Source organism: Mesorhizobium sp. LNHC229A00, from assembly GCF_000502415.1.
Classification (GTDB): domain Bacteria; phylum Pseudomonadota; class Alphaproteobacteria; order Rhizobiales; family Rhizobiaceae; genus Mesorhizobium.
The window spans coordinates 690,564-697,500 of the sequence record NZ_AYWQ01000002.1; the positions used below are offsets into that span (position 1 = coordinate 690,564).

General features: G+C 61.2%; 5 protein-coding genes, 1 tRNA gene, 2 rRNA genes and 1 pseudogene (1 of these 9 running past the window's edge). 3 read left to right on the forward strand and 6 right to left on the reverse strand.

Translation table 11 applies throughout. From position 1 onward, the window contains the following. Positions 1-26: 26 nt before the first annotated feature. A complete protein-coding gene (locus X742_RS163200; RefSeq protein ID WP_023770716.1) occupies positions 27-1,493 on the forward strand; it encodes an ROK family protein in 1,467 nt (488 codons plus the stop codon). Here the strand turns inward: X742_RS163200 and X742_RS0136070 are convergent. The 3 genes and pseudogenes from X742_RS0136070 to X742_RS163195 form a co-directional block, all read right to left on the reverse strand. After that, positions 1,477-1,959, reverse strand: a pseudogene (locus X742_RS0136070) (NAD(P)-dependent oxidoreductase); the annotation flags it as partial. The gene X742_RS163200 and the pseudogene X742_RS0136070 overlap by 17 nt on opposite strands. Next, positions 1,928-2,227, reverse strand: a complete 300-nt coding sequence (locus X742_RS0136075) for an NAD(P)H-binding protein (RefSeq protein ID WP_032924730.1) — start codon at positions 2,225-2,227, stop codon at positions 1,928-1,930. The pseudogene X742_RS0136070 and the gene X742_RS0136075, both read right to left, overlap by 32 nt. 36 nt (positions 2,228-2,263) lie before the next feature. Further along, positions 2,264-2,902, reverse strand: a complete 639-nt coding sequence (locus tag X742_RS163195) for a DsbA family protein (RefSeq protein ID WP_023770717.1) — start codon at positions 2,900-2,902, stop codon at positions 2,264-2,266. Between the two features lie 142 nt (positions 2,903-3,044). On the opposite strand from X742_RS163195, the gene X742_RS163190 reads away from it, so the two are divergent. Together X742_RS163190 and X742_RS163185 are read left to right on the forward strand one after the other, a co-directional pair. Further along, complete coding sequence (locus tag X742_RS163190; protein WP_023770718.1) at positions 3,045-3,962, forward strand: LysR family transcriptional regulator; 918 nt, start codon at positions 3,045-3,047, stop codon at positions 3,960-3,962. Between the two features lie 136 nt (positions 3,963-4,098). Next, a complete protein-coding gene (locus tag X742_RS163185; RefSeq protein ID WP_023770719.1) occupies positions 4,099-4,416 on the forward strand; it encodes a DUF2251 domain-containing protein in 318 nt (105 codons plus the stop codon). A 727-nt stretch (positions 4,417-5,143) separates the two neighbouring features. Here the strand turns inward: X742_RS163185 and X742_RS163180 are convergent. The 3 genes from X742_RS163180 to X742_RS163170 all read right to left on the reverse strand — a co-directional run. Beyond that, positions 5,144-5,220: transfer RNA gene (locus X742_RS163180), tRNA-Met, on the reverse strand. A gap of 126 nt (positions 5,221-5,346) precedes the next feature. Next, positions 5,347-5,461, reverse strand: a 5S ribosomal RNA gene (gene rrf, locus X742_RS163175). A gap of 272 nt (positions 5,462-5,733) precedes the next feature. Next, positions 5,734-6,937: ribosomal RNA gene (locus tag X742_RS163170) — 23S ribosomal RNA — on the reverse strand (it continues 1,632 nt past the right edge of the window).

Below are 6,937 nucleotides of genomic sequence, written 5' to 3' on the forward strand. Positions count from 1 at the left end.
TTGATCGCCGACACGTGCAGGACGTCATGCCACAAAAGCCCATGGCCATAGGGATCGATATCGGCGGCACCAATTTGCGTGCCGCCCGCATCTCGGGCAGCGGTGAAATCCTCGAACGCCTTTCCGAAAAGAGCGCGCCTGACCCGGAGCTGGTGCTTGGCCGCGTCGCCGACATGGTGCGCCTTCTCGATACGCCTGATGTGGCGGCCATCGGCGTCGGCGTTCCCGGCCGCGTCGACGCGCGGCGCGGCGCGGTGCTGTCGGGCGGCTATGTCAACCTCGCTTCGGTCGCGCTCGCGCAGCGGCTGGAAAGCACGACCGGCAAGCCTGTCATCGTCGACAACGACTGCAACATGGCGCTGGCCGCCGAGATGGCGCTTGGCGCCGGCCAGGGCCACGACAACATCGCCATGTTCACCATCGGCACCGGTATTGGCGGCGCCGTTGTCCAGAACCGACGGATCATGCGCGGCCGGGCAACGGCGGGGCAACTGGGGCACATCACCGTCGACGTCAACGGCGAACTCTGCGCTTGCGGGCGGCGCGGCTGTGTCGAAACCACCAGTTCGGGTACGGCGCTCGGCCGTCACATAGCGCGGGCTGGCCTTGGTCCCGAGGTTTCGGTCGACCAGCTTTTTGCCCGCGACGCCGCCGGCGACATCCAGGCTCGCGGCATACTGGCAGCCTGGGCAAAACCGCTGCGCGCGGCGATCGATACCACCGTTGCCCTGTTCGACCCCGACCTCGTCCTGCTTGGCGGCGGTCTTGGCCGGGCCGCACACAAAGCGCTTGGCCACGCGCCGGCGCTGGCGCCGTGGTACCAGTGCCCGGTGGCGCCGGCGGGGCTCGGCGACGACGCCGGAGCGATCGGCGCCGGTCTCCAGGCGCTTTCGGCACCGGCATCGCTTTCCGTTCAGCCCGGCCGCGCCAGACGCGCCGTGCTCGTCAACGGCATCCCGGCCAGCGGCAAGAGCACGGTGTCACGCGGCATCGCCGATCGTATGGGATGGCCGCTGCTCGCGCTCGATACGGTCAAGAACCCGTTTCTCGAAGTGCTCGGCGGCGCCGACCGCGAATTCAATCGCACGCTCGGCCGCGCGAGCTACCAGGCAATCTGGTCGCTCGTCGGCGACGCCCCGGCCGGCAGCACCTTCATCGTCGATGCCTGGTTCGGCTTCCAGCCGCGGCAAGCGCTCGAGGATCACCTGCGCAACGCTGGCGTCGAAGACACGGTCGAAATCTGGTGCCACGCGCCGGGCGAAGTTCTGGCCGAACGCTATGGCGCCCGGCTCGGTCAGCGCCTGCCGGGACATCCCGGCGCTGCCTATATCCCCGAATTGATCGAACTGGCCAAGCGCGCCGAACCGCTGCGGCGCGGGCCGCTCCTCGACGTCGATACCACGCAGCCGATCGACTTCGACGCCATCGCCGCATGGCTCCGAGCGACCTTGGCCGGCGACGCGTCGGTCCATTCAATCAATAACCGACGGTGAAGCGCTGCCTGACATGCGTCGGCTTCTCGATCTCGTCGACCATGGCGATAGCATAGTCCTCGAAGGAGATGCTGCTACCCTTATCCGAGGCGAGAAGCGTGTCCTTGCCGACGCGGAACTTGCCGGTGCGCTCACCTGGGACGAACATCGCGGACGGAGACAGGAACGTCCAGTCGAGGTCGCTGACTGTCTTCAACTTGTCCAGGAAGTCGGCGCCCTTCTGTGCCTCGGCCTTGTAGATCGCAGGAAATTCGGCGGTATCGACCAGACGCTTGCCGGGCGCGACTTCGAGACTGCCCGCGCCGCCCACGACGAGATAGCGCTTTACGCCCGAGGCACGCACCGCGGCGATCAGCATATCGGGGTCGCTATCCAAGAAATGCACCGCGCTGATCACCGCATCATGGTCGCGGATCAACTCGGCAAGGCCTTCCTTATCGAAGACATCGCCCTTCTTGGCGGTCACGNCCCGAGGCACGCACCGCGGCGATCAGCATATCGGGGTCGCTATCCAAGAAATGCACCGCGCTGATCACTGCATCATGGTCGCGGATCAACTCGGCAAGGCCTTCCTTATCGAAGACATCGCCCTTCTTGGCGGTCACGCCGGGCAGCGCGGCAATCTTTTCAGGGCTGCGGGCGATACCGGTGACCCTGTGGCCACGATCGGAGAGTTCCTTGAGTATGCGCGAGCCGACAGCGCCGGATGCACCTATGAGAGCGACGTTTGCCATGTTCTTTTCCAGTCCTTGTTGGAGGTCAGTTGGGGATCACGCCGCCGCGATATGGGCGACAAGATTGTCAAAGCTGCCGAACAGCGCGTTCGAACCGATGAGCCGAGGCGCTTCGTTGCGAATGACCGCCAGCGAAGGCACGCCGTTGGCATGCAAGCGATGGAACAGCGCGCGGCCACGGTTGACCAGCTCGAGGTGCCACGTCAGCAAGGTTTCGGTCGGGCTCTTCAGGATCGCGGCGGCATCCATCATGCCAGCACCAGCGAGCACCGCAGCCACGCCTTCTACAGTCACGATATCGCGACCGTCGACATAGCGCGCACGTTGGATTGCCTTGAGCGCGGTCCACCGGCGGCTTGGGTCTTCCAGGCCGGCGGCGCTGATGCCGAGGGTCGCGGCATGCGAGTCCAGCAAGGTGCCACGGATGCCGAGGACATTGTGCTGATAGGCCAGCGTGAACGCTTGTCCGGTCAGACGCTCGATACGCTGGTCGTTCGCCCAGGCGTGAGCGGCAAAACCTTCATCCATCGGCCTCGCGCCCGCACCCGAAAACAGGCCGGTCGGCAGCAATTCGACGCTCACGCCGCTGGCAGCCAATTTGTCCAGCATCGGAGCGGCGCCGTAGCACCAGCCGCAGAGCGGATCGAAAAGATAAATCACATGCGAATTGCTCATGATTGCCTGGAGATCCCTTGGCGCGGCGTGCAGCGGTCTGGATTGTCAAAAACTGTTGCTCGTATGTGGCAGACAACGACCTTGCGATAAACACCATCCAATAATACAGACTGTCTGATCTATTCATACAAAAGCGATCGCCGTGGCTGACCTGCTGAACCTCAATCGACTCGTCTACTTCACCACCGTGATGGAGACTGGCTCCTTCACATCGGCGGCCGACCGGCTTGGCGTCGCCAAAGCCGTGGTCAGCCATCAGATTGGCAAGCTCGAGGAGGAATTGGGCGCGACACTCATGCGACGCACGACGCGGCGTGTCGCGCCGACCGAAGAGGGACGCCTCTTCTACGATCGTGCGATGATAATTCTGCGGGAAGCGGAGGCCGCCTATGGCGAGCTTTCGCGCGCGGCCGTCGAACCGGCGGGAATGTTGAGACTGACGGCGCCGCTCGACTACGGCACGAAGATGGTCGCGCCGGTCATCGCCGCCTATCTGAGAACTTATCCGCATATGCGCGTCGACGTGATCTTCGACGACGCGGTAAGCAATCTGGTCGACGAGCAGATCGACCTCGGCATTCGCGTCGGCTGGCTTGCTGATTCCTCCAACCAGACGCGGCGCCTGGGCACGATACGGCAGATCGTGGTGGCAAGCCCTGCGTTCGCCGCAGGCCTGCCGCAGGGGGTGAGCCCGCGGCAGGCGCAATCGCTGGCCTGGGTCGGAAACGCCCAGCTTCGCGGCGTCGGCCAATGGCTGTTTTCCAGGGATGGCGACAAGGTGCTGACCGAACTCAACCCGGTCATCACCTGCGACAAGAGCCCGGCTGCCCATGCCTGCGTGCTTGCCGGCATAGGGCTGGGTGTGTTTCCCGACTACAGCGTCAGCGACGACATCGCCGAGGGGCGGCTGGTGCCGGTCTTTGCCGACTGGGCCTTGCCCACCGGCGGCATCCACGCCGTCTTTCCGCCGGCAAGGTTCCGGCCTGCCAAGGTGCGCGTGTTTGTGGACCTGCTCGCCGCCGCCGAGAGAAAGCGATCGCGCGGCAGTGCCGTGGCGTGAATGTAGCCGCCGCAGAAGGTCGGCAAAAACTTACATCAGACTCATAAGCGCGGCGCCACGGGCGCATTGAGGCGAGTTGGATCAGGGCGAGGAAGTTGGCGGCTCGCGTTGGCCAAGTTTGCGAGGAGGAGCAGCTATGATCGATGTCTACGAAACCGCGACTGACGACCTAGGGCGGTTCGGGGCAGTATTCGAAAGAGATGACGAAACAGCATACTTCTATTTGCTGGACATGAGAAAGCAGGAGGGCAAACGGATCATCTCCGCATTCAATGCCAAAGCAGTGACCGACTTGCCTGCTGACACGCCCGTTTCGATCCGGTGGAGCTCATCTGTGGCGGCAGTCGGGCTGTTCGTTGACGGCGCATTGTCAGCCATCTTTGATCTGCGCACAGCTGATCCGGTAGGCCGCTGGGCCGATCTCGAGGATAGTCACCTTTTCGCGGTGCATTGAACCAGAGCCCTCCGGGGCCGACCGTCTCCCGTTTTATGAGTTCACGACCTAAAACGGTTCTGATCCGGATAGGCAACGGTGCCCCGACTTGGACCCATACGACCGTCTTTTTTGATGTTTTCTTCTGGGGTTTTGTTGGCTTGGTTTTGGGGGCGGCTGATGGGTTCAAGTTTCTGTCCGGCAAGTTTCTGTCCGGCANGGGCTTGATTCGCTCGCTTCGGCAACGGCCGATATATCGCCTCGACCTCCTATGCCGCCGGCGCCGTCGAGAATAGAGCTCGCCATCGATAGCTGCAGCAATCTGCTCTCGTCATCCAGGAGATACGACGGACGCCGAAGCCGGTTGAAAAAAGAAGCCCGCCAGCTAAATCATTTCGCATTTGGTTGTGGGGCGCCGCTTCGAACTGATTGCGCCAAGGACAAAATGGTCTGCCGGCATTGAGCCTGGCGTTGGTTTTGGGCGTTGGTTTGGGGTTTGTGTCGGGCGGTGTGTGGTCTGGCTGTTTGCGGGCTGCTGAGCTTTGGCGCATCGATTGAGTGGAAAGCAAAACGGCCCGCCAGGTTTGAACCTGGCGGGCCGTTATTGATTGGTTGCGGGGACAGGATTTGCGTTTTCTGTCCCGCGGCGTCGGCTCCGCCTCCTTGCGGGGCCCTGATGACAGGTAAAATCGCCGGCTGCCACAGCAAAATACAAAAGAGCCCGCACGAGGGCGGGCTCTTTTGTATTTGGTTGCGGGGACAGGATTTGAACCTGTGACCTTCAGGTTATGAGCCTGACGAGCTACCGGGCTGCTCCACCCCGCGTCATATTCCTCACCGCCAAATGAAAGGGCCGCTTTCGCGGCCCGTGATCCCGTTGGCGGGCCTGTACGTAGAGAGAAGATTTCACTGTCATCCGATTGGATGAGAGTTTGAACGTGCGTTTTGCAGACCTGGCAGCGACCTACTCTCCCGCGTCTTGAGACGAAGTACCATCAGCGCTGGAGCGTTTCACGGCCGAGTTCGGAATGGGATCGGGTGCAGCCGCTCCGCCATAACCACCAGGTCGGCAAAACGCACGTTATTCGAGAAGCTTTTGAGCGAAGAAGCATAAGAGACATCGACAGCGGAGCTGTCGGTGCCTCTCGGGGCTGTTCGCTGGTCTTAATTGTGCCTTTACGGTTCTTTTGGTCCTGGCGCCTTTCGAAGCGAAGCTTCGCAAGGTCGACCGACCGTCGGCGCTGATGCGCCGCACCCACGTAGCGCCGCCCGCGGGGCGGAACAAGCGTGAGTGAGAACAGACCATCTGACTTTGTCAGATGGGCATAAGGAATGAGAACGATCAAGCCGATCGAACTATTAGTACCGGTAAGCTTCAAGCGTTGCCGCTCTTCCACACCCGGCCTATCAACGTGGTCGTCTTCCACGGTTCTCAGGGAATACTCGTTTTAAGGTGGGTTTCCCGCTTAGATGCCTTCAGCGGTTATCCCGTCCGGATATAGCTACCCTGCTATGCGGCTGGCGCCACAACAGGTCCACCAGAGATCCGTCCATCCCGGTCCTCTCGTACTAGGGACAGATCCTTTCAATATTCCTACACCCACGGCAGATAGGGACCGAACTGTCTCACGACGTTCTGAACCCAACTCACGTACCGCTTTAAATGGCGAACAGCCATACCCTTGGGACCTGCTCCAGCCCCAGGATGCGATGAGTCGACATCGAGGTGCCAAACAACCCCGTCGATATGGACTCTTGGGGGTCATCAGCCTGTTATCCCCGGCGTACCTTTTATCCGTTGAGCGATGGCCCTTCCACGCGGGACCACCGGATCACTATGACCGACTTTCGTCTCTGCTCGACTTGTCAGTCTCGCAGTCAGGCAGGCTTATGCCATTGCACTCAGCGAACGATTTCCGACCGTTCTGAGCCCACCATCGCGCGCCTCCGTTACTCTTTAGGAGGCGACCGCCCCAGTCAAACTACCCACCATACATTGTCCCGGACCCGGATAACGGGCCGCGGTTAGACATCCATAGTAATAAGGGTGGTATTTCAAGGGTGGCTCCACCTGAGCTGGCGCCCAGGTTTCAAAGCCTACCACCTATCCTACACATGCCACTACGAATGCCAATGTAAAGCTATAGTAAAGGTGCACGGGGTCTTTCCGTCTAACCGCAGGAACCCCGCATCTTCACGGGGAATTCAATTTCACTGAGTCTATGCTGGAGACAGCGGGGAAGTCGTTACGCCATTCGTGCAGGTCGGAACTTACCCGACAAGGAATTTCGCTACCTTAGGACCGTTATAGTTACGGCCGCCGTTTACTGGGGCTTCGATTCAGAGCTTGCACCCCTCCTCTTAACCTTCCAGCACCGGGCAGGCGTCAGACCCTATACGTCGTCTTGCGACTTCGCAGAGCCCTGTGTTTTTGATAAACAGTCGCTACCCCCTGGTCTGTGCCACCCTCCTCCACTTGCGTGGAAAAGGGTCACGCTTCTTCCGAAGTTACGCGTGCAATTTGCCGAGTTCCTTCAGCATA

Bases quoted from the DNA above. Each gene is read 5' to 3' on its own strand.
- X742_RS163200 (WP_023770716.1), top strand. From the start codon at position 27: ATGCCACAAAAGCCCATGGCCATAGGGATCGATATCGGCGGCACCAAT.
- X742_RS163195 (WP_023770717.1), bottom strand. From the start codon at position 2,902: ATGAGCAATTCGCATGTGATTTATCTTTTCGATCCGCTCTGCGGCTGG.
- X742_RS163185 (WP_023770719.1), top strand. From the start codon at position 4,099: ATGATCGATGTCTACGAAACCGCGACTGACGACCTAGGGCGGTTCGGG.